This is a genomic window from Pseudomonas germanica, from assembly GCF_019614655.1.
Taxonomy (GTDB): Bacteria; Pseudomonadota; Gammaproteobacteria; order Pseudomonadales; family Pseudomonadaceae; genus Aquipseudomonas; species Aquipseudomonas neuropathica.
Window position 1 is genome coordinate 2,063,514 of the sequence record NZ_CP071586.1, and the last position, 21,925, is coordinate 2,085,438.

23 protein-coding genes are annotated in these 21,925 nt (G+C 58.8%); 19 read left to right on the plus strand and 4 right to left on the minus strand.

Translation table 11 applies throughout. The features are described 5' to 3' along the window. Positions 1-9 precede the first annotated feature (9 nt). The 14 genes from flhF (at position 10) to J0G10_RS09185 (ending at position 14,287) form a co-directional block, all read left to right on the plus strand. Positions 10-1,350, plus strand: a complete 1,341-nt coding sequence (gene flhF, locus J0G10_RS09120; RefSeq protein ID WP_007920012.1) for a flagellar biosynthesis protein FlhF — start codon at positions 10-12, stop codon at positions 1,348-1,350. 116 nt (positions 1,351-1,466) lie between these two features. Beyond that, positions 1,467-2,297 carry a flagellar synthesis regulator FleN gene (gene fleN, locus J0G10_RS09125; protein ID WP_003222917.1) on the plus strand — a complete coding sequence of 277 codons (831 nt, stop codon included), beginning with the start codon at positions 1,467-1,469 and terminating at the stop codon, positions 2,295-2,297. Beyond that, entirely contained in the window at positions 2,294-3,034 is a 741-nt protein-coding gene (fliA, locus tag J0G10_RS09130) for an RNA polymerase sigma factor FliA (protein WP_093439777.1), read from the plus strand. Before fleN ends, fliA begins: the two co-directional genes overlap by 4 nt. Positions 3,035-3,200: 166 nt before the next feature. Continuing rightward, entirely contained in the window at positions 3,201-3,572 is a 372-nt protein-coding gene (locus tag J0G10_RS09135) for a chemotaxis response regulator CheY (RefSeq protein WP_161986607.1), read from the plus strand. A gap of 18 nt (positions 3,573-3,590) precedes the next feature. Then, the gene (locus tag J0G10_RS09140; RefSeq protein ID WP_007920000.1) at positions 3,591-4,379 is read left to right on the plus strand and encodes a protein phosphatase CheZ; all 789 of its coding nucleotides are present in this window, start codon (positions 3,591-3,593) and stop codon (positions 4,377-4,379) included. Between the two features lie 54 nt (positions 4,380-4,433). Then, positions 4,434-6,710, plus strand: coding sequence for a chemotaxis protein CheA (locus J0G10_RS09145; protein ID WP_095050190.1), 2,277 nt, complete (start codon positions 4,434-4,436; stop codon positions 6,708-6,710). A 49-nt stretch (positions 6,711-6,759) separates the two neighbouring features. After that, on the plus strand, positions 6,760-7,908 hold the full coding sequence (locus tag J0G10_RS09150) for a protein-glutamate methylesterase/protein-glutamine glutaminase (protein WP_220558328.1): 1,149 nt from the start codon (positions 6,760-6,762) through the stop codon (positions 7,906-7,908). Then, on the plus strand, positions 7,908-8,648 hold the full coding sequence (locus tag J0G10_RS09155; RefSeq protein WP_003222929.1) for a flagellar motor protein: 741 nt from the start codon (positions 7,908-7,910) through the stop codon (positions 8,646-8,648). Before J0G10_RS09150 ends, J0G10_RS09155 begins: the two co-directional genes overlap by 1 nt. Positions 8,649-8,660: 12 nt before the next feature. Continuing rightward, positions 8,661-9,551: a flagellar motor protein MotD gene (gene motD / locus J0G10_RS09160; protein WP_093439795.1), complete on the plus strand. Its 891-nt coding sequence runs from the start codon at positions 8,661-8,663 to the stop codon at positions 9,549-9,551. Positions 9,552-9,594: 43 nt separating this feature from the next. Next, positions 9,595-10,383, plus strand: coding sequence for a ParA family protein (locus tag J0G10_RS09165; protein ID WP_008077691.1), 789 nt, complete (start codon positions 9,595-9,597; stop codon positions 10,381-10,383). Positions 10,384-10,499: 116 nt separating this feature from the next. Then, a complete protein-coding gene (locus J0G10_RS09170) occupies positions 10,500-11,450 on the plus strand; it encodes a CheW domain-containing protein (protein ID WP_095050192.1) in 951 nt (316 codons plus the stop codon). Between the two features lie 90 nt (positions 11,451-11,540). Continuing rightward, a complete protein-coding gene (locus J0G10_RS09175; protein ID WP_095050193.1) occupies positions 11,541-12,026 on the plus strand; it encodes a chemotaxis protein CheW in 486 nt (161 codons plus the stop codon). After that, positions 12,027-12,422 (plus strand): DUF2802 domain-containing protein, encoded by a 396-nt coding sequence (locus J0G10_RS09180; RefSeq protein WP_220558329.1) that lies wholly within the window; start codon positions 12,027-12,029, stop codon positions 12,420-12,422. Between the two features lie 218 nt (positions 12,423-12,640). Continuing rightward, on the plus strand, positions 12,641-14,287 hold the full coding sequence (locus J0G10_RS09185) for a hypothetical protein (RefSeq protein WP_220558330.1): 1,647 nt from the start codon (positions 12,641-12,643) through the stop codon (positions 14,285-14,287). 77 nt (positions 14,288-14,364) lie between these two features. Here the strand turns inward: J0G10_RS09185 and J0G10_RS09190 are convergent, their stop codons facing one another. From J0G10_RS09190 to fliK, 4 genes are all read right to left on the minus strand, one after another. Continuing rightward, positions 14,365-15,012: a hypothetical protein gene (locus tag J0G10_RS09190; RefSeq protein WP_095126512.1), complete on the minus strand. Its 648-nt coding sequence runs from the start codon at positions 15,010-15,012 to the stop codon at positions 14,365-14,367. A gap of 53 nt (positions 15,013-15,065) precedes the next feature. Continuing rightward, positions 15,066-16,790 (minus strand): hypothetical protein, encoded by a 1,725-nt coding sequence (locus tag J0G10_RS09195; RefSeq protein ID WP_220558331.1) that lies wholly within the window; start codon positions 16,788-16,790, stop codon positions 15,066-15,068. A gap of 277 nt (positions 16,791-17,067) precedes the next feature. Next, on the minus strand, positions 17,068-17,397 hold the full coding sequence (locus J0G10_RS09200; RefSeq protein WP_095050198.1) for an EscU/YscU/HrcU family type III secretion system export apparatus switch protein: 330 nt from the start codon (positions 17,395-17,397) through the stop codon (positions 17,068-17,070). Beyond that, positions 17,394-18,968, minus strand: a complete 1,575-nt coding sequence (gene fliK, locus J0G10_RS09205; protein ID WP_095050199.1) for a flagellar hook-length control protein FliK — start codon at positions 18,966-18,968, stop codon at positions 17,394-17,396. The genes J0G10_RS09200 and fliK overlap by 4 nt, the downstream gene beginning before the upstream one ends. A gap of 197 nt (positions 18,969-19,165) precedes the next feature. On the opposite strand from fliK, the gene ccmA reads away from it, so the two are divergent. The 5 genes from ccmA (at position 19,166) to ccmE (ending at position 21,925) form a co-directional block, all read left to right on the plus strand. Continuing rightward, positions 19,166-19,801 (plus strand): cytochrome c biogenesis heme-transporting ATPase CcmA, encoded by a 636-nt coding sequence (gene ccmA / locus J0G10_RS09210; RefSeq protein WP_034151524.1) that lies wholly within the window; start codon positions 19,166-19,168, stop codon positions 19,799-19,801. Further along, positions 19,798-20,466, plus strand: a complete 669-nt coding sequence (gene ccmB / locus J0G10_RS09215) for a heme exporter protein CcmB (protein WP_008083427.1) — start codon at positions 19,798-19,800, stop codon at positions 20,464-20,466. The genes ccmA and ccmB overlap by 4 nt, the downstream gene beginning before the upstream one ends. A gap of 78 nt (positions 20,467-20,544) precedes the next feature. Continuing rightward, on the plus strand, positions 20,545-21,300 hold the full coding sequence (locus J0G10_RS09220; protein ID WP_095050201.1) for a heme ABC transporter permease: 756 nt from the start codon (positions 20,545-20,547) through the stop codon (positions 21,298-21,300). Further along, complete coding sequence (ccmD, locus tag J0G10_RS09225) at positions 21,297-21,473, plus strand: heme exporter protein CcmD (protein WP_003222944.1); 177 nt, start codon at positions 21,297-21,299, stop codon at positions 21,471-21,473. Before J0G10_RS09220 ends, ccmD begins: the two co-directional genes overlap by 4 nt. Further along, a complete protein-coding gene (ccmE, locus tag J0G10_RS09230) occupies positions 21,470-21,925 on the plus strand; it encodes a cytochrome c maturation protein CcmE (RefSeq protein WP_053118425.1) in 456 nt (151 codons plus the stop codon). The genes ccmD and ccmE overlap by 4 nt, the downstream gene beginning before the upstream one ends.

Sequence of the window (21,925 nt, forward strand, 5' to 3'; positions counted from 1 at the left end):
TAGTGGTTTATGCAAGTTAAGCGTTTCTTTGCCGCCGATATGCGTCAGGCCATGAAGCTGGTTCGTGATGAGCTGGGCGCTGATGCCGCCATCATTGGCAACCGCCGCATTGCCGGCGGCGTCGAGCTGACGGCGGCACTGGATTACAAATTGTCGGCGCTGGCGCCACGGGTTCCGAACATGGAACTCGAAGACGAGCTGCGCAAGACCCAGTCGCGCATCGTCACCGCCCAGGCCGAGTTGAGCCTGCGTGGCGAAGCCGACGGCAACAGCAATCGCCAGATTTTCGCCGGGCTGCCGTTGACGGCCGGCCTGCCGCTGACCGCCGCTGAACCCCTGACCGAGCCGACTTACGCCGCTCCGGCGCGTCCGGCCCCGGCACCTGCACAGTCCTCCGGCGGTGTCGATCCGCGTGCACTGGATTCGATGCGCTTTGAATTGAACAGCCTGCGCGAGCTGATGGAAGTTCAGCTCGGCACCCTGGCCTGGAATCAGCTGCAAGGCAGCCGTCCGGCGCAAGCCAACCTGTATCGCCGTCTGCAACGTATCGGTCTGTCCGGCCCGTTGTCGCGCGATCTGCTGGCGATGATCACCGATATCGAAGAACCGCGTCAGGCCTGGCGCATGTTGCTCGCGCACCTGGCACGGATGATTGCCGTACCGGAAGTCGAGCCGCTGGAAGAGGGCGGTGTGATTGCCATGGTCGGCCCTGCCGGCATGGGCAAGACCACTACACTCGCCAAGCTTGCCGCGCGTTATGTGCTCAAATACGGCGCGCAGAATGTCGCGCTGGTGAGCATGGACAGTTTCCGTATCGGCGCTCAGGAACAACTGAAGACGCTGGGCCGCATTCTCAATGTGCCAGTGACCCACGTCGATCCGGGCCAATCGCTGGTGCAAGCGCTGGATCCACTGCTGCGCAAACGCGTGGTGTTGATCGATACTGCCGGCCTGCAAGCCAGCGATCCGGCCCTGCGCATGCAGCTGGAAAGTCTGGCCGGGCGTGGCATTCGTTCAAAAAATTATCTGGTCTTGGCAACCACCAGCCAGAAACAGGTTCTAACCGCCGCTTATCACAGTTACAAGCGTTGCGGGCTTGCCGGCTGCATCCTGACTAAACTGGATGAAACGGCCAGCCTTGGCGAAGTGTTGAGCCTGGCGATCAGTCATGAATTGCCGGTCGCGTACCTGACCGATGGCCCACGGATTCCGGATGATTTGCATCTGCCGCGCCGTCATCAACTGGTCAGCCGCGCCGTCAGCGTGCAAATGCAGGAAGAACCCAGCGAAGAAGCCATGGCTGACATGTTCGCTGATATCTATCACAGCCCGACCAAGCAGGTAGGCTGAGGTATTCATGAACAGTTTTTGTACCTACATCGATGGTCTGCCATGCATTGTTCCGGTTGTGAACGCGCAGCCAGTAATGTGGCCTCCGTCTATGCAAGACAAGGTAAAGAAATAACATGGGCAGCATGCATCCCGTACAGGTGATCGCGGTGACCGGCGGCAAAGGTGGCGTCGGCAAGACTAACGTGTCAGTGAACTTGTCGCTGGCGCTGGCAGAGCTTGGCCGTCGGGTCATGCTGCTGGACGCCGACCTGGGTCTGGCGAACGTTGACGTATTGTTGGGGCTGACCCCTAAACGCACGCTGGCCGACGTCATCGAAGGCCGGTGCGAGCTGCGCGACGTGCTGTTGCAAGGCCCCGGTGGCATTCGCATCGTGCCGGCGGCGTCCGGCACGCAAAGCATGGTGCACCTGAGCCCGGCGCAACATGCCGGCCTGATTCAGGCGTTCAGCGACATCGGTGACAATCTCGATGTACTGGTGATCGACACTGCTGCGGGTATTGGTGACTCGGTAGTCAGTTTTGTTCGCGCCGCGCAAGAAGTGTTGCTGGTGGTCTGCGATGAGCCGACCTCGATCACTGACGCTTACGCGCTGATCAAACTGCTCAACCGCGATTACGGCATGAACCGCTTCCGCGTCCTCGCCAACATGGCGCAGAGCCCGCAGGAAGGGCGCAACCTGTTCGCCAAGTTGACCAAGGTCACGGATCGCTTTCTTGACGTGGCCCTACAATACGTCGGCGCCGTGCCTTACGACGAAAGCGTGCGTAAAGCGGTGCAGAAGCAGCGCGCGGTGTACGAAGCCTTTCCGCGTTCCAAGTGCGCGCTGGCGTTCAAGGCGATCGCGCAGAAGGTCGACACCTGGCCGCTGCCCGCCAACCCGCGTGGCCATCTTGAGTTTTTCGTCGAGCGCCTCGTGCAGCAAACGGCAGGGCCCGTGCTATGACCGCAAGCGGTATGAACTACTACAAGAAGTCGGCACGTGACGCGCAGTACGAGTTGATCGAGCGTTACGCGCCACTGGTCAAACGCATTGCCTACCACTTGCTGGCGCGCTTGCCGGCGAGTGTGCAGGTCGAAGACCTGATCCAGGCCGGGATGATCGGCCTGCTTGAAGTCTCGACCAAATACGACGCCAGCAAAGGCGCCAGTTTCGAAACGTACGCGGGCATACGAATCCGCGGTGCGATGCTCGACGAAGTGCGCAAAGGGGACTGGGCGCCACGCTCGGTTCACCGCAATACCCGTATGGTCAGCGACGCGATTCGCTCAATTGAAGCTAAAACCGGCCGTGATGCTAAAGATCACGAGGTTGCGGCCGAACTCCAATTGAGTCTCGACGATTACTACGGGATTTTGAATGACACCTTGGGCAGTCGCCTGTTCAGTTTCGACGACCTGTTGCAGGACGGCGAACACGAAGGGCTGCACGAGGATGGCGCGAGTGCTCATATGGAGCCGTCACGCGATCTGGAAGATGAACGTTTCCAGGCAGCGTTGGCGGACGCGATTGCCAATTTGCCGGAGCGTGAGCGACTGGTGTTGGCGCTGTACTACGACGAAGAGCTGAACCTCAAGGAGATCGGTGAAGTCCTTGGCGTCAGTGAATCGCGGGTCAGCCAGTTACACAGCCAGTGCGCGGCCCGTTTGCGGGGGCGTTTGGGGGAGTGGCGAGCGCGCTGAAGGCAGTGTGGGGACACTGCGAACGAGGCTGGTGCGGTGATGAACGGCACCGGTCTTGCTCTGTTGTGCTCCAGACAGTCTTCGAGTGCTGCGCCGATTGATTGAAGTGGCGCGTCCAGGTGCTGGGCGCGTTTAAGACTGCTTGGAGGTCGAATTGAACAAAGACATGAAAATCCTCATCGTTGATGACTTCTCAACGATGCGGCGGATCATCAAGAACCTGCTGCGTGATCTTGGGTTCACCAACACCGTCGAGGCTGACGATGGCGTGACTGCCATTCCAGTGCTCAACAGCGGAAGCATCGACTTTCTGGTAACGGACTGGAACATGCCGGGCATGACCGGTATCGACCTGCTGCGCCACGTGCGTGCCGATGAAAAACTCAAGCACCTGCCAGTGCTGATGGTGACTGCAGAAGCCAAGCGCGAGCAGATCATTGAAGCCGCTCAGGCCGGTGTAAACGGCTACGTAGTCAAACCTTTCACGGCTCAGGCGTTGAAAGACAAAATCGAGAAGATTTTCGAACGCATCGGCTGATGAACGCGCGGGGGAGCTATGGAGCATAACGAATCTTCACAGGGCGATTTCGAGTCGACCCTGAAAAAACACGCGGTCGAACTGGTCGAAAGCCTTGAAAAAGGCAGGTTCGGCGACGCTGTGCAACTGATCCATGAGCTCAATCAGACCCGTGACCGTGGCCTGTACCAGGAAGTCGGCAAGCTCACACGTGAACTGCACAGTGCGATCGTCAACTTCCAGATCGATCCGAACATGCCGCAGGCCGAGGAAGTGTCGCAAATCACCGACGCCACCGAACGCCTGGGCTATGTGGTCAAGCTGACAGAAGCCGCGGCCAACCGCACCATGGATCTGGTGGAAAGCGCCACGCCGGTGGTCAACAGTCTGGCTGATGAAGCGCAGACCTTGAGCGCCGATTGGGGTCGCTTCATGCGTCGCGAGGTCGGGGCTGAAGAGTTCCGCGAGCTGGCGCGCCGGGTCGACGGTTTTCTGTCACGCAGCAGCACGGACAACCGTGCGGTGTCGAGCAATCTCAACGACATCCTGCTGGCCCAGGATTACCAGGACCTGACCGGTCAGGTGATCAAGCGTGTGACCCAACTGGTCACCGAAGTCGAAAGCAATTTGCTCAAACTCGTCCTCATGGCCAGTCAGGTCGACCGCTTTGCGGGCATCGAACATGACCGCGCCGCGATGCTTGCAGAAAAAGATCCACAAAAACATCTCTCGCAGGGTGAAGGTCCGCAGATTCATGCCGATAAACGAGAAGACGTTGTGTCCGGTCAGGACGATGTGGACGATTTGTTATCCAGCCTCGGATTCTAGAGTTGTGGAATTTTAGGTTTTTTGGGTTTTTAGACCTGTAGGAGCACCCCATTAATGAGCTTCGGCGCCGATGAAGAGATCCTTCAGGATTTCCTGGTTGAGGCCGGCGAGATTCTTGAGCAACTGTCCGAACAACTGGTCGAGCTGGAAAGCCGTCCGGATGACGCAGATCTGCTCAACGCAATTTTTCGCGGTTTCCACACTGTAAAAGGGGGCGCCGGCTTCCTTCAGCTCAATGAGCTGGTGGAGTGCTGTCACATCGCCGAAAACGTGTTCGACATCCTGCGCAAGGGTGAGCGTCGCGTTGATGCAGAACTGATGGACGTTGTCCTCGAAGCACTGGACGCGGTGAACAGCATGTTCAGCGAAGTCCGTGAGCGTGCACCGATCACCGCTGCCACCCCGGAACTGCTGGCCGCCCTGGCGCGTCTGGCCGAACCGCAATCGGCGGATGCCGCCCCGGCATCGCCGGTGGCCGAGATGATCGAAGAACTGGTCGTCGAAGGCGACGCGTCTGGCGACATCACCGATAACGAATTTGAACAACTGCTGGACTCGCTGAACGCCGTCAAGGCTGAAGCTGAAGCCCCGGCCGCTGTTGCACCTGCGCAAACGGCCGCTGAAGCCGCGAGCGACGAAATCACTGACGCCGAGTTCGAGTCTTTGCTCGATCAGTTGCATGGCAAAGGCCAGTTCGCGGCGGATGCCGTGGCTCCGACCGCAGCGGCTGCGGTAGCCCCGGCGGCGGGCGACAGCTCGGATATCACCGACGACGAATTCGAAGCCCTGCTCGATCAACTGCATGGCAAGGGCAATTTTGCCGTTGAAGCACTGGAATCGGCGATCGCCTCGGCACCGGCTGCGCCAGCCGCGCCGGCAGCCGCCGCAGCCGGCAGCGATCTGATCAGCGATCACGAGTTCGAATCGCTGCTCGACGAATTGCACGGCAAAGGCAAGTTCACTGACGTTGGCGCCGCGACTGCCGGCGCTGCTTCCACGGTGGCTGCGCCTGCCGCCAAGGCTGCGGCCGCTCCGGCTGCTGCGCCAAAGGCAGCTCCCAAGCCTGAGCCGAAAGCCGAAGCGCCGAAACCGGCTGCCGCTGCTGCACCGGCTCCGGCCCGTGCCGCCGCTGCGCCGCCACCGGAAAAACCGGCTAGCGAAGCCGAGACCACCGTGCGGGTCGACACCGCGCGTCTCGACGAAATCATGAACATGGTCGGCGAGTTGGTGCTGGTGCGTAACCGTCTGGTGCGCCTGGGCCTCAACAGCGGCGACGAAGCCATGTCCAAGGCCGTGTCGAACCTCGACGTGGTCACGGCTGACTTGCAGACCGCGGTGATGAAGACGCGGATGCAGCCGATCAAGAAGGTCTTCGGGCGCTTCCCGCGTCTGGTTCGCGACCTCGCGCGTCAGCTCAAGAAAGAGATCAACCTGGAACTGGTGGGCGAAGAAACCGACCTCGACAAAAACCTTGTCGAGGCCCTGGCCGACCCGCTGGTCCACTTGGTGCGCAACGCTGTTGACCACGGCATCGAGTCGCCGGAAGAGCGCGAGGCATCGGGCAAGGCCCGTGGCGGTCGTGTTGTTCTGGCCGCCGAGCAGGAAGGCGACCACATCCTGTTGTCGATTTCCGATGACGGCAAAGGCATGGACCCGAACGTCCTGCGCGCCATCGCGGTAAAACGCGGTGTGATGGACAAGGACGCAGCCGATCGCCTGAGCGATACCGAGTGCTACAACCTGATTTTCGCCCCGGGTTTCTCGACCAAGACTGAGATCTCCGACGTGTCCGGCCGCGGTGTCGGCATGGACGTGGTGAAGACCAAGATTTCCCAGCTCAACGGTTCGATCAACATTTACTCGACCAAGGGCCAGGGCTCGAAGATCGTCATCAAGGTGCCGCTGACCCTCGCGATCATGCCAACCCTGATGGTCATGCTCGGCAATCAGGCGTTTGCGTTCCCGCTGGTCAACGTCAACGAAATCTTCCACCTCGACCTGTCGACCACCAACGTCGTCGACGGTCAGGAAGTGGTGATCGTGCGGGACAAGGCGCTGCCATTGTTCTACCTCAAGCGCTGGCTGGTCAGCTCCGCCGCTCACGAAGAGCAGCGTGAAGGCCACGTGGTGATCCTTTCGGTGGGCACGCAGCGGATCGGCTTTGTCGTCGATCAACTGGTCGGTCAGGAAGAAGTGGTCATCAAGCCATTGGGCAAAATGCTGCAGGGCACTCCGGGCATGTCCGGCGCCACCATTACCGGTGACGGCCGCATCGCGCTGATTCTCGATGTTCCAAGCATGCTCAAGCGTTACGCCGCACGGCGTATTTGAATCCGGGGCGGCGGGGCGACAACGTCCCGCTGCACCTAATGGAGTGTTTATGGCAGTCAAAGTCCTGGTGGTGGACGATTCGGGTTTTTTCCGCCGCCGCGTCTCGGAAATTCTTTCAGCGGATCCGAGCATCCAGGTGGTCGGCACCGCAACCAACGGTAAAGAGGCGATTGATCAGGCGCTGGCGCTCAAGCCGGACGTGATCACCATGGACTACGAGATGCCGATGATGGACGGCATCACGGCGGTGCGGCACATCATGCAGCGCTGCCCGACCCCGGTGTTGATGTTCTCCTCGCTGACGCACGAAGGCGCCCGGGTCACCCTGGATGCGCTGGACGCCGGTGCGGTGGATTTCCTGCCGAAGAATTTCGAAGACATCTCGCGTAACCCGGAGAAGGTCAAGCAGTTGCTGTGCGAAAAGGTGCATAGCATCTCGCGCAGTAACCGTCGTTTCAGTGCTTACAGTGCGCCGGCTCCAGCCGCAGCGCCGGCACCGACGCCTGCTCCGGCGCCATCCAGCTTCAGCAGCCACAGCACCAGCGCACCGGCACGTCCGACACCCGCGCCTGTGCATGCACCTGCTCCAAGCCGTATTCCGGCCGCCAGCGCTTCGTCGCCAGCGCCGAAACGCAAAGCCTACAAACTGGTTGCCATCGGTACCTCGACGGGCGGCCCGGTGGCGCTGCAACGCGTGCTGACGCAATTGCCGGCGAATTTCCCGGCGCCGATCGTGCTGATCCAGCACATGCCGGCGGCGTTCACCAAGGCTTTTGCCGAGCGTCTCGACAAGCTGTGCCGCATCAGCGTCAAGGAAGCCGAGGATGGCGACATCCTGCGTCCGGGCCTGGCGTTGCTCGCGCCGGGTGGCAAGCAAATGATGATCGACGGCCGTGGCGCGGTGAAAATCCTCCCGGGCGACGAACGTCTGAACTACAAGCCGTGCGTGGACATCACCTTCGGTTCGGCGGCGAAATCCTACGGCGACAAAGTTCTGGCGGTGGTGTTGACCGGCATGGGCGCCGACGGCCGTGAAGGCGCGCGTCTGCTCAAGCAGGGCGGCAGCGCGGTGTGGGCACAGGATGAGGCAAGCTGCGTGATCTACGGCATGCCGATGGCCATCGTTAAAGCCGACCTCGCCGACGCGGTGTACAGCCTCGACGACATCGGCAAGCACATTGTCGAGGCGTGTCTCTGATGGATGTTTTAAGCCTTATCGGGATCATCATGGCGTTCGTCGCCATCATCGGTGGTAACTACCTTGAAGGTGGTCACCTCGGTGCGCTGGCCAACGGCCCGGCGGCATTGATCGTACTGGGCGGCACCATCGGTGCCGCACTGCTGCAATCGCCGATGAGCGCGTTCAAACGCGCCATGCAGATTCTGGCGTGGATCCTGTTTCCGCCACGGGTCGATCTGGCCGGTGGTATCGATCGCGTCGTCAACTGGAGCCTCACCGCGCGCAAGGAAGGCCTGCTGGGTCTGGAAGGCGTGGCTGATGCCGAACCTGACAACTACTCGCGCAAAGGCCTGCAACTGCTGGTCGATGGCGCCGAGCCGGAAGCGATCCGCAGCATCCTCGAAGTGGACTTCTACACCCAGGAAGCCCGTGACATCGAAGCGGCGAAAGTCTTTGAAAGCATGGGCGGCTACGCGCCAACCATCGGCATCATCGGTGCGGTGATGGGCCTGATCCACGTGATGGGCAACCTCGCCGATCCGACGCAATTGGGCAGCGGCATTGCCGTGGCCTTCGTCGCGACCATTTACGGCGTGGCCAGTGCCAACCTGGTGTTGCTGCCAGTGGCGGCCAAGCTGAAGTCAATCGCGTTGCGGCAGTCGCGTTATCGCGAAATGTTGCTGGAAGGGATCTTGTCGATCGCCGAAGGTGAAAACCCTCGCTCCATTGAGTTGAAGCTGCAAGGCTTCATGGATTAAGGGAATAACCTCATGGCACGTCGTCGCCACCAGGAAGAGCATGTAAACCACGAACGCTGGCTGGTTTCCTACGCTGACTTCATCACGCTGCTGTTCGCGTTCTTCGTGGTCATGTACTCGATTTCGTCGATCAACGAAGGCAAGTACAAAGTCATTTCCGAAGCGCTGATCGGCGTCTTCACCGACTCCGACCGCTCGCTCAAACCGATCCCGATTGGCGATGAACGACCGAAGACCGTGACCCCGGCCAAGCCGCTGGTCAAGGACGCTGAGCAGGTTGACGCCGGTATTGCCGGTGCCAGCGATCCGCTGAAAAGCATCGCCGATGACATCAGCGCCGCGTTCGGCGATTTGATCAGCTCCAATCAGATGACCGTGCGCGGCAACGAGTTGTGGGTCGAGATCGAGCTCAACTCCAGCCTGTTGTTCGGCAGCGGCGACGCCATGCCGAGTGACATCGCCTTCAACATCATCGACAAGGTTGCAGCGATTCTGAAACCGTTCGATAACCCGATCCATGTCGAAGGTTTCACCGACGATCAACCGATCCGCACTGCGCAGTACCCGACCAACTGGGAGCTGTCCTCGGCGCGCTCGGCGAGCATCGTGCGCATGCTGGCGATGCAGGGCGTCAACCCTGGTCGCCTGGCATCAGTGGGTTACGGTGAGTTTCAGCCGGTGGCCAACAACGCCACCGCTGAAGGCCGCGCGAAGAACCGTCGCGTCGTACTGGTGGTGTCGCGAAACCTCGATGTGCGCCGCAGCCTGACCGGCACTGGAACCGCCCATGCGCAACCGGATGCTGCGTTGAAGCGTGCTGGCACACAAACTGCACCGACCCCGGTCAAGACGCCGGGACGCGAGAGTGCCGTCAATTCTCCGTCACCCGCATTAACACGCTGAGCTATGTCTCGGTCGAGCATATCGGCCGGGAGGAACGAACCGAATGAGAGTCTGGGCAGTCGCCAATCAAAAGGGTGGTGTCGGTAAAACCACATCTTCCATCGCTTTAGCCGGATTGCTGGCGGAGGCGGGCAAGCGCGTGGTTGTGGTCGATCTCGACCCGCACGGCTCGATGACCAGCTATTTCGGCTATGACCCCGACAGCCTGGAACACAGCAATTACGACCTGTTTCTGCACAAGGGCAGCGTGCCGCAAGGCCTGCCGGGGCAGTTGCTGTTGTCGACCAGCGACGAACGCATTTCCCTGCTGCCATCGAGCACCGCGTTGGCAACCCTTGAGCGGCAGTCGCCGGGACAGAGTGGCTTGGGTCTGGTGATCGCCAAGAGTCTGGCGCAGCTGTGGCAGGACTTTGATTACGCCGTCATCGACAGCCCGCCGTTGCTCGGCGTGCTGATGGTCAACGCCCTCGCGGCGAGCCAGCAACTGGTGATCCCGGTGCAGACCGAACACCTGGCCGTCAAAGGCCTGGAACGCATGGTCAACACCCTGGCGATGATCAACCGCTCGCGCAAACAGGCGCTGCCGTTCAGCATCGTGCCGACCCTGTTTGATCGTCGTACCCAGGCATCGATGCATACCTTGCGCGTGCTGCGCGACAAATTCCCCGACGAGATCTGGCAGGGTTACATCCCGGTCGACACCCGTCTGCGCGACGCCAGCCGTGCCGGTGTCACGCCTTCGCAATTCGACGGCAAGAGCCGTGGCGTGCTGGCGTATCGCGCGCTGCTCAAGCATCTGTTGGCGCAACAACTTGTTCCGCAGGTGGCTTGAATGACGTTGAACCTTGTAGGAGCTGCCGCAGGCTGCGATCTTTTGATCTTGCTTAGTGGCGCTCCTGAAAAGATCAAAAGATCGCAGCCTGCGGCAGCTCCTACAGGGGACTGTGCATGAACCGGCCTTTGAAGTTGACGTCGAAGCCGCAGTTGGCCTTGCAGTCGTATCTGGACAGTTTGCTCCAGGAAATTCCTGACGCGTTGCCGACGCCAGTCGAAGTTGTCGAAGAAAGTACCGAGGCGCTGGACGAGTTTCAGGCCGCAGTGCTGGAAGAGCAGGCGCGTGACGCGCAGAAGGCTGCCAAACCTGTCGCACCGGTTGTTGCGCCTGCCGCCGCACCGGTCGCCAAGGCATCGGTTACATTGATTGAAGAAGCCGAGCCGGTTCGCGCGCCGGTCTCGACATTGGCACCGCTGCTGCAAACCCAATTGCTGAAAACCGCGCCGGAACCGGCAGTGGTCGAACCGGCCCCAGCTCCGGTTGCACCCGCGCCTGTCGAACAGACGCTGGTTCCACCGCTGGTGGAGGTACATCTGCCGCCGAGCAATACGCCGCCACCGGTGGAAACCGATGGTCGCCCGGCCTGGGCCTCGGAAGCGTTCGAATGCCTGCTGTTCGACGTCGCCGGGCTGACCCTCGCGGTGCCGCTGGTGTGCCTCGGCTCGATCTACTCGCTGGCCGGCCACGAGCTGACGCCGCTGTTCGGTCAGCCGGAATGGTTCCTCGGCATCCTGCCGAGCCAGGCCGGTAATTTGAAAGTGTTGGACACCGCGCGCTGGGTCATGCCGGATCGCTACCGCGATGACTTCCGTCAGGGCCTGCAGTACGTGATTTCGGTACAAGGTTACGAGTGGGGGCTGGCGGTGCATCAGGTCAGCCGCTCGTTGCGTCTGGACCCGAATGAAATCAAATGGAGAAGTCACCGGGGTCAGCGGCCATGGCTCGCCGGCACCGTGATTGAGCACATGTGTGCATTGCTTGACGTTTCCGCACTGGCCGAGTTGATCGCCAGCGGTGGGGCAAAGCACCTCGGCGGCCACAAGCCGCTACATAAACCGACATAGCAGCCGACATAACAATCAGGCGACGGCATTGTTGAATGCCGCCACACAGAACACACACCGCTCAGAGCGGTTTTTTCGAGGGGTCAGGGTATGAGTAGTCAGGCGACGAATGCAAAAGGTTCTGAAGATCCGATCCTGCAATGGGTGACCTTCAAACTGGACAACGAGACTTACGGCATCAACGTAATGCGCGTTCAGGAAGTACTGCGCTACACCGAGATCGCTCCTGTGCCGGGCGCGCCAAGCTACGTGCTGGGTATCATCAACCTGCGCGGTAACGTGGTCACCGTGATCGACACCCGTCAGCGCTTCGGCCTGAGCACCGGTGAGATCAGCGACAACACCCGTATCGTCATCATCGAAGCCGACAAGCAAGTCGTCGGCATCATGGTCGACAGCGTCGCCGAAGTGGTTTATCTGCGTCAGTCGGAAATCGAGACGGCGCCGAACGTTGGCAACGAAGAGTCGGCCAAGTTCATCCAGGGCGTGTGCAACAAGAACAACGAGTTGCTGATCCTGGTCGAGCTGGACAAGATGATGAGCGAAGAAGAATGGTCGGAACTGGAGAGCATCTGATTGATTCTCGAGGTCGCGGTCATTGTCCTGTTCCTCTTCTGGGCAGGCACACTGGCAATGTTTGTGTCGTACATCAAGGCGCAGCGGGTGATCGCTGCGCAACAGGCTCAGGGCGATGCGTTGCGTGACCAGCGCATCAAAGACTTGGCCAAGCGTGTCGACGACTACCAGAACGGCAACGTGCGCATGGGCGACGCCCTGCACGAGTTGCGCGCGGTGGTGAATCCGTTGCCGGACAAGATTGTCGCGCTTGAACAACGCGACCCGTCGAGCCTGTCATTCGCCCAGGCGGCGAAACTGGTGGGCATGGGCGCAAGCGTGGATGAACTGACTCAGTCGTGTGGGTTGACACAGGCTGAGGCGGAGTTGATGCGCAAGTTACATAAGGGCAGCTAAGAGCTTCGAGCTTATAGCGGCAAGCAATATCAAAAGATCGCAGCGTTCGGCAGCGCCTACAGGGGAAACGCTAATCCTGATGTAGGAGCGGTCGAAGGCTGCGATCTTTTCATTTATGCATAAAGTACCGCCTGTCGGGACTGTCAGATCTGACAGTAGATAACAATCTTCGATGCTCAACATACTCAAGATGAAATCAACTTCATCAGGGTGTGAATATGAAACTCTTACTGTTCTTGACTTTAGTTTTTTCCGCTGCTGTTAATGCCGTGTCGGGTCCGGCGTTAGTGGCAGACTTGAATGCAAAATATCAAAACAATGTTGCGCAGTGTTCAAATGGCACTCCTGCCTATTATTGTTCCGGTGTTCTTTTGCGGGCGGTAGACTACAGCACATTTTTCAAATTCTGGGATTATGGTTCACAGGCGACAAAGCTTGGCTCCGTTGCATTCACTTATATCCGCTCGGATGTCGGTAGTACTGCACTTAACGGAAACAGAAAAAGCGGCTTTATCTTGAAGGACCAGACTTCAGCATTGGCGGTGGGTAAGGCCGTGAGTCTGCGTTGTATTTTCCCTTTTCCGACCGAATCACTCAATGAACGGGCAGACCACGGTTGTGGATTTGCACCGAAAGTGGCACAAGCGGATCCTGATCTTGCCAATTGTGCAAAGTTATGGGGCTCTCCCACTACGGCTGCGGCATGGTTGAAAAATTTCAAGGAACATGATTCTTTGCCAAAGAACCAATGTTCGTTAAGTACGGTTGTCGCTGCGCAATTCAAGGCCAGTCTGGAAGCACACAAGCTCATGGATGCAACGTGGACGGCCAAGCCCACTGAGGTCCTGGTTGAAACCTGGGATGAAAGCAAGCCTGAGAAACTTCCAGTCGAGGCCGTGTTTTACGAGGCTTCATCACCGGCTAAATTGGCGGACGCACAGAAATTTCAACGTGAGTATTATCTTGAGACGTCTTTGTACGTCCCTATTGTGAAAATCAATATGGCCGCAGCCAACAAGCAGATATTCAGTTTTGATGCGAAAGATCAACGATTCGGTCAGTTGGTCGCGGAAAGGCTGAACAGCCGATACAACAATGTTTCAAATAACTGTAGCGCAAAGCCTGCGTATTATTGCAGTGGTGTGATAGTGCGTACCACTGGGGCCAAGCCGTCTTACCATTCCTGGAATCCAAGCCCTACGGCAATCAACAAGAAAGGGGTTCCTTTTTCTTACCTGCGTAAGGATTTAGGCATCACAACACTGGCGTGGGGAGATCTTCACGGTTTTATTTTCAAGGACTTCGCCACTGCAGAGCGGCTGGGCACCTATCCGATCAGCCTACTGTGCTCGTTTCCTACGGATGCCGCGAGTTGGTACCGCGCAGGCGTTGGTGGTTGTGGAGCGCACAGTTCCTATCCCGCCAACAGTCGTTCCTGCCCCGAAGAAGGTGTCACCACTCTAGAGAAGTGGAAAACACATTATCGATCAGTGGCGGGTTCCGGATCTTTTTCAAACAGAAATAAACATCAATGTGGATTCACTTCTAGTGTTGAACAGTTTGCCATCAGCCTTGAAGCGCGAGCTCATTTTGAGCCGCCTGCGGGTGAGCGCCCACAGCACAACGAGATAATCATGTCTCTTTGGCCCCAGGATATTCCGAAGCAACTACCGCTTTACGCGTTTTTCTATCTTCAACGCCAAGACGGTGGTTCAGGGGTGACGGGGGCCAAGTACATCCAGCAGGACTATTTCAACATGACCGGTGATGTGTTGCCTGTTATCAGAGTGGATCTTGCACCCGGGGCAGCGGCCGCGTTCAGTTTTCATGAAGCAGATCAGGCCACAGCGGTGAAAGGACGTTAAGCGCGCTCGTCGCGATTGAGGTTGAAAGGCATAAGGTGTGGATTATCTGCACTTTATGCCTTTTTTTTCGGGGGGATTCAAAGCGTGACGCGCAATACACGAGAAAACATTAGATTATCGTTAGAGCCTGAGCGGTGAACGCTGTAGTTTATCGGCACGACCTTGCCCGCATTTTCTGTTACCCAGTGTGCCGGAATGTTAAAGGTCATCGACGAACTGTTTTGAATCGGCTGGCTCTCGGTATCCCGGACCACCACGCCATGCCACCTTACTCTTACGGTATAACCGGAAGTCATGTTCAAGAACTTGACGGTTACATTTTTTCTGTCTGCGGAAAGTCGCGGCTGACTGAGATCAAATAGTTGTGGGTCGATACTCAATGAGAGTGATTTGGAAATGAGCAGCGGCGCGCCAGGGGTCGGGCGGACGCTATAGTTGACAGTGACAAGGCTGTCAATGGAATCGATAACTTCCAGGCGAGGAATTCTAAAGTTCAGCTTTCCGGGGATGCCTACGGTCAGTGTCTCGGTGTCATATTTATAACGGCCATTTGTCCAGCGTACCCTCACGGTTTGCCCGCCGAGCATGCCGACGTAGTGTGGCACCTGCACATTGACATGTGTGCTGTTATAAACGTCGTTGAAGTTCAGACGTTTACCGTCAGCACCGTAGGCCTCCAGAACTTTGGGGGCAGTAAGGTCCAATGCATTGAGTTCAGTACTCATCTCTTTAACTCCTTTTGGGGGACATCAAGTGCGCGGCGGATTGCCTGCACTGCTTACAGCTCTACTCTCAATACCTGAGAGAACTGGCTTTGCTCATCGATACCGATCTGATTCACGCTGTAGTTGATCAATACGGTTTTTCCTTTGTTTTCTGATACCCAGTCCGCGGGGATTGAAAACTCTGCAGTGACCCCTGTTTTCATATCCTGCCATTGCGTCCGGCGGGTGATGATTCCGCCGAAACGGACGCGTGCCTGATATCCGTTGGTCATTGCCGGATATCGCACCGTCACTGTGGTTTGGTCGGGGGTAAGCCTTGGAGGGGGCAGCACGAATTCCTGGGCGTCTACCGCCAGGCTGAGCGGATCGGATCGGTGCAATGGGCCGTTCGGGTAGGTACGTACCGTGAAACTGACGGGAACGGTACTGCCTATGGAATCCACAACTTCCATGCGTGGAACGTTCAGGTTCATTGCGCCAACGGCCGTCACCGGTGTGATTGCACTGTCGTAGACATGGCGCGCGGACGCGTAACGGACACGAATGGTCTGCCCAATCGCCATTCCTACATATTGTTCAATCTGAACTGTTATGTGCCTGGCAGTGTAGATGTCGGACATTTTCAGGCGATCACCTTGCGCGCCATAGGCTTCCAGGACTTTGGCGGGCTTCAAGATGATTGTGGTTTTGACTGTGAAGGATTTAGCCTCGGACTCGGGCGATGCACTTCCACGAGCCACGCGCAAGGTGACATTGACCGCGCTTTGGTCGCTTTCGTTGGCCCAAGCCAACGGTATAGGGAACTCTAGTGCTCCGTTTCCTGAATAGGTCTTGGGCGTAGTCTCGCGCTCTATTCGCCCCTGCCAATGAACGCGGACGCTGTCGTCGGCCAATAGACCGGCACCTGAGGCAACAACCTGAATGCTGGAAAGGTAAGCAGGATCCAGTACATCTCCTTGTTCGCCTGTAACCGTGGGTGCAGGTATGCGATTCACGTTTACGCTGACTTCAGTGGGAATGGCCCAAGGGGCAAAGGCATGTGGACGGTTGCCACAGCGATCAATCACCTGGAAGGTAATTGAGTGCTTACCATCCCCCGCACGCTTGATCAGCTTCTCATCGAACAAGATTAAAATCGGATGGTTTTTCGGGTCACTTATTTGCTCAGGAGTGACGGGATAAAACATCACCTGTTCTTCATTGCCCCATCGCGCCATTATGCGGTCGAATGGCGTGATGTTCGGATAAGGTTCGATAAGCATGACAATGCCGTTTTTTGCCATTGCGGCATCGACACCCTTCCCGATATCGGGAATGAAGCTATACAACAGGCGGGGATGACCTTGTGGTTCGGGTTTATCGAGCACACCACCCGGAAGTGTTCGCTTGATCAGAATGTTGAGCTTGAACGAGTCGGCTTCGTTGTGGCTGGAACGGATAATACGATAAAAAACCGGAAACGCCCTTCCATCCAGTATCTGGCCCGCCGGTACATGGAAAAAAACGGGGGCTGTAAGTTTTTCGGAGGTGTCGAGGATTTCCGTCAGTACGGGAGTTACGTCGTCGCCCCAGAAGAGCTGGCACCTTTGGCCTATTGCGTTATCGAGCCACGGATCAACGCTGATGAGCAGATCGGCATTAAGGGGGGCGGCGCCAATGCCGCCGTGGTAACCCTCATTACCACCAATCGGTGAAATCCATGCGGGAATATCTGGTGCTCCTAGGGCCAGCGTATTGCTGTCCGTGGAGTTCTCATCGGTCTCGGGGGGCAAAGTCATCGGAGTGCTCCTGTCAGGGCAGCGCCGAGAACTATTCCATCGGAGCTGTCACTTCATCAGGCGACAACCGCGACTTTTCGCGCAACTGTCAGATCTGACAGTTGCGATGAACGGTATAACTGGGTGGGGCTTCGAGTCAGAGCCGGGGCGATCGCGTCGCTAGAAGATTCAAGCGGCAAGCAAAATCAAAAGATCGTAGCCTTCGGCAGCTCCTACATCAGGATTAGCGTTTCCCCTGTAGGCGCTGCCGAAGGCTGCGATCTTTTGCTTTCAGGGCTTAATAATCATCCCCACGCTCGGTAACATCCTTCTCGACCATCGGCGCATTCGGGTCCTGCCCCTCGGGGAATTTGCCCTTCAGGTTCCACGCAAACGCGATGATTTCGGCGATGGTGCGGTACAACTCTTCGGGAATGCTGTCGCCCAGTTCCATCCGCGCCAGCAAGCGCACCAACTCGGCGTTCTCGTAGATTGGGACTTCGCAATCGCGAGCAATGCGCAGGATTTCTTCGGCCAGTTCGTCATCACCTTTGGCGGTGAGGGTTGGCGCGTGGTTGCCGTCGTATTTGAGGGCGATGGCCTGGCGTGGGGCAGTGGAGTCGTTCATGCGGTTTCGTCGACCCAGCGATGTTCAAGACGGGTTTGGTTGCCTTGCGGCGGGGTGCCATGGTGGCAGTCGATGTCGCCGACGTTCAGCCCGCGATCGAGCAGGCGCTGGCGCAGGGCAAACAGGTTGTTTTCGATGAGTTCGGCGGTGTATGGCCGTTCGGCCCACAGTTGGCTGGACAGGCTGCCGGCGATCAGTTGCGCCTGAATCTGCATCGGCCCGAGCGGTTCCATGTCGAACGCCAGATCGACGCGCCACAGTTGCTGCTTGGGCTCGCGCTCGTCGCGGCGTTCGTTGGGTTGCGGTTCTCGCTCCGGCGCTTCTTCACGCTGAAACTTGACCTGCAACGGCACGATGTCCTGCAGATTGCGCATGGGGATTTCCAGTTGCCAGGTGCTGAGCAGGCGCCCATCGTCGGTGACGCCGGTCTGCTCCAGGCTCGACAGCTGATGGCTTTGCAGGCGCGAAACAGCGGCAGCAGCGAGGCGCAACAACTGTTCCAGATCGCCTTCGCCGTCCAGACTTTGCAGCAGGCGGTCGGGCAGCGGGAAGCTGCTCGGTACAGGTTTGGCGCTGACCTGGCCGAGCATGCCGAGGGCGTTACGGACGAAACTCGGCAGCGCTTGCGCCAGGGTGTTGGCGGCGATGATTGCGTTGAAACTGGTGCTGCTCGGCAAACCGGGGGTCAGTTGTGCGATCAGCTTGAGCAGATCGGCTTTCATGTCCGGTGCCAGCGTCGGGTTCTGCCCGGTCAGCAGTTTGCCTTCGAGGAACACGCCGCTGTTGGCCAGGGCAAGGGCCACGCCTTTGGCGGTGCTCAGTTGTTGCACGTCCGGGAGGCTGGCAAGGAGCTTGTCGACCACCGCGCGTAGATCCGCAGAGGTTTGGTCGGTGGCGGGTGGCAGGTTTTGCAGCGCGTTCAACAACCCGCTCAGCGACGCCTGACGACTTTGCTGGCCGAGCAGTTGCTGACTCACGGCCAGTTGTTCCTGGCGACTGCTCATCGGCAGGAATTTCAGGGTTTGTGCGTCTTCGACCAACGCCGACAGCAAAGTGCCGATGCGCAGCGGCTGCGGGCTGTCGATGGTCAGTGTGCTGCCGCTCTGCGCGGTGTTGAGCAAACTGACCAGCGAGCGGAACACCGCTGCCTGCCCCGGCGTCTGCGGCAGCGCCTGCGAGGTCAGCACCTTGCCTTGCAGCAGGGTGCCGACCGGCAATTGTGCGGTGTCGATGCGGGTGAGGGCGGCGACGCTGTTGGCAATGGCTTGTTGCACAGTAATCGCCAGATTGCCCGCCGAGGGCTGAGTGATCGCCAGACTGGTGCCTTGGGGTAGCGGCAGATTGCTGGTCGCTTGCACGGTGGTCTGACGTCCGCCGTCGACGGTCACCTTGAGCAATAACTGAAAAGTCTGATCCGCCTGCTTGAGCGATAACACCTCGGCCTTGGCGCTTTGCCCGGCGCCGATCAGGCCTTCGACCGGGGTCAGCAGCTTGAGCAGCTCACCGACCTGAGGGCGAACGGTCGCCGGGGGGGTGGGCGGGAGCGGGAGGATGTTTATTTCGCCTGTCATACGCGGACACAACCTGAGGAAAATGCACTCTTGAGAGTAAGGCACGACATGTATAATGCCGCCCGTCTTGCGCTTCGAATAAAAAACATAGCAATTGTTTGACCCAGCTCTCTAGATCGAGCCGTCAATGCATCTATGCTGCATCTCTTTAACGGCCGCGCCAGAGCCGACTTGAACCGTATAAGGCCCGTGATCCCTTGACCAGTCCTGTCCTGCAAACCGTTGCCCTCGCGTGTGAACGTGATCTGCGGCTGCTCTTCGAAAACCTCGAATTGAGACTCGCCAGTGGCGATATGGTGCAGATCAGCGGGCCCAACGGCAGCGGTAAAACCAGCCTTTTACGCCTGTTGTCCGGTTTGATGCAGCCGACCGCCGGGCAAGTCCTGCTCAATGGCCAGCCGCTGACCGAACAACGCAGCGAACTCGCACGCAACCTGCTGTGGATCGGCCACGCCGCCGGGATCAAGGATTTGCTGACCCCGGAAGAAAACCTCTCCTGGCTCTGCGCCCTGCATCATCCCGCCGAGCGCGACGCCATCTGGCAAGCCTTGGCAGCCGTAGGATTGCGCGGTTTCGAAGATGTTCCCTGCCACAGCCTTTCCGCCGGCCAGCAACGCCGCGTGGCGCTGGCGCGCTTGTATCTGGACAGCCCGCCGCTGTGGATTCTCGATGAACCGTTCACCGCCCTCGACAAACAGGGCGTGGCGCAGCTCGAAGAGCATCTGGCTGGACACTGCGAACGCGGTGGCCTGGTGGTGTTGACCACGCATCACACGCTGAGCCGGATGCCGGCTGGTTATCGCGATATCGATCTGGGGAACTGGGCAGTATGAGTGTGTTTGGCCTGCTGGTTGCCCGTGAATCCCGACTGCTGTTTCGCCGCCCGGCGGAACTGGCCAATCCGCTGATTTTCTTCGCCATCGTCATCGCGTTGTTCCCGCTGGCCGTCGGCCCGGAAACTCAAGTGTTGCAAAACCTGTCCCCCGGGTTAGTCTGGGTGGCGGCGCTGTTGTCGGTCCTGCTCTCACTGGACGGGCTGTTCCGCAGTGATTTCGAAGACGGATCCCTGGAACAGTGGGTCCTTTCGTCGCACCCGTTGCCACTTCTGGTCTTGGCCAAGGTGCTGGCACACTGGCTTTTCTCCGGTCTTGCGCTGGTTTTGCTCTCACCGTTGCTGGCGTTGATGCTCGGTTTACCTGCCGCCTGCCTGCCGGTTTTGCTGTTTTCGTTGCTGCTGGGAACACCGGTGTTGAGCTTGCTCGGCGCGGTGGGCGCGGCACTGACGGTCGGTTTGAAACGTGGCGGCCTGTTGCTGGCGCTGCTGATTCTGCCGTTGTACATCCCGGTGTTGATCCTCGGCAGTGGCGCTTTGCAGGCAGCCCTCCAAGGCATGCCGGCGACCGGGTATCTGCTGTGGCTTGGTAGCCTGACCGCTCTGGCGATCACCCTGACACCGTTTGCAATAGCTGCTGGCCTGAAGATCAGCGTCGGCGAATAATGAGGTCTGGTTGAAATTTGACCAGCAAAGACCCTGAGACTGCTCACACCGATGAGCGGCACCCGTGATGGAAACAGTATGAACTGGACCTGGTTTCACAAGCTCGGCTCGCCCAAGTGGTTCTACGGCATCAGCAGCAAGTTCTTGCCATGGCTGAGCATCGCAGCGTTGCTGCTGATCGGCGTCGGCGTAATTTGGGGCCTGGCCTTCGCGCCGCCGGATTATCAGCAAGGCAACAGCTTTCGCATCATCTATATCCACGTACCCGCCGCGATGCTCGCTCAGTCGATCTACGTGATGCTGGCGGTGTGCGGTGTGGTCGGGCTGGTGTGGAAGATGAAACTGGCCGACGTCGCCCTGCAATGCGCTGCTCCGATCGGCGCGTGGATGACCGCCGTGGCGCTGGTCACCGGGGCGATCTGGGGCAAACCGACCTGGGGTTCGTGGTGGGTCTGGGATGCGCGCCTGACCTCGATGCTGATTCTGCTGTTCCTGTATTTCGGCGTGATCGCGCTGGGCAATGCCATCAGCAACCGTGACAGTGCCGCCAAGGCCTGTGCGGTATTGGCCATCGTCGGCGTGATCAACATCCCGATCATCAAATACTCGGTGGAGTGGTGGAACACCCTGCACCAGGGCGCGACCTTCACCCTGACTGAAAAACCGGCAATGCCTGCCGAAATGTGGCTGCCACTGCTGCTGACGGTGCTGGGTTTCTACTGCTTCTTCGGCGCCGTGCTGTTGCTGCGCATGCGTCTTGAAGTGCTTAAGCGTGAGGCCCGCGCCAGTTGGGTGAAAGAAGAAGTGCAGCACAGTCTGGAGGCCGCTCGATGAGTTTTGCTTCATTCGGCGACTTCCTCGCCATGGGCCATCATGGCCTGTATGTCTGGTCGGCCTACGGCATCTGTCTGGCGGTGCTGATCCTCAACGTGGTGGCGCCGATCGCGGCCCGCAAGCGTTATCTGCAACAAGAGGCGCGTCGTCTGCGCCGGGAGAACGGCAAGTGAATCCGCTGCGCAAGAAACGTCTGATCATCATTCTGGCCATTCTGGTCGGGGTCGGCGCTGCCGTCGGCCTGGCGCTCAGCGCCCTGCAGCAGAACATCAATCTGTTCTACACCCCGACCCAGATTGCCAACGGCGAAGCACCGCAAGACACGCGCATCCGTGCTGGCGGCATGGTCGAGAAGGGTTCGCTGCAACGCTCGCCGGATTCGCTCGACGTCAAATTCGTCGTCACCGACTTCAACAAATCCGTGACTATCACCTATCGCGGCATCCTCCCGGACTTGTTCCGTGAAGGGCAGGGCATCGTCGCCCTCGGCAAGATCAACGCCGATGGCGTGGTGGTGGCCGATGAAGTGCTGGCCAAGCACGACGAGAAGTACATGCCACCGGAAGTGACCAAAGCCTTGAAAGACAGTGGTCAATCGGCACCAACGCCTGCGAAGGAGGGTTGA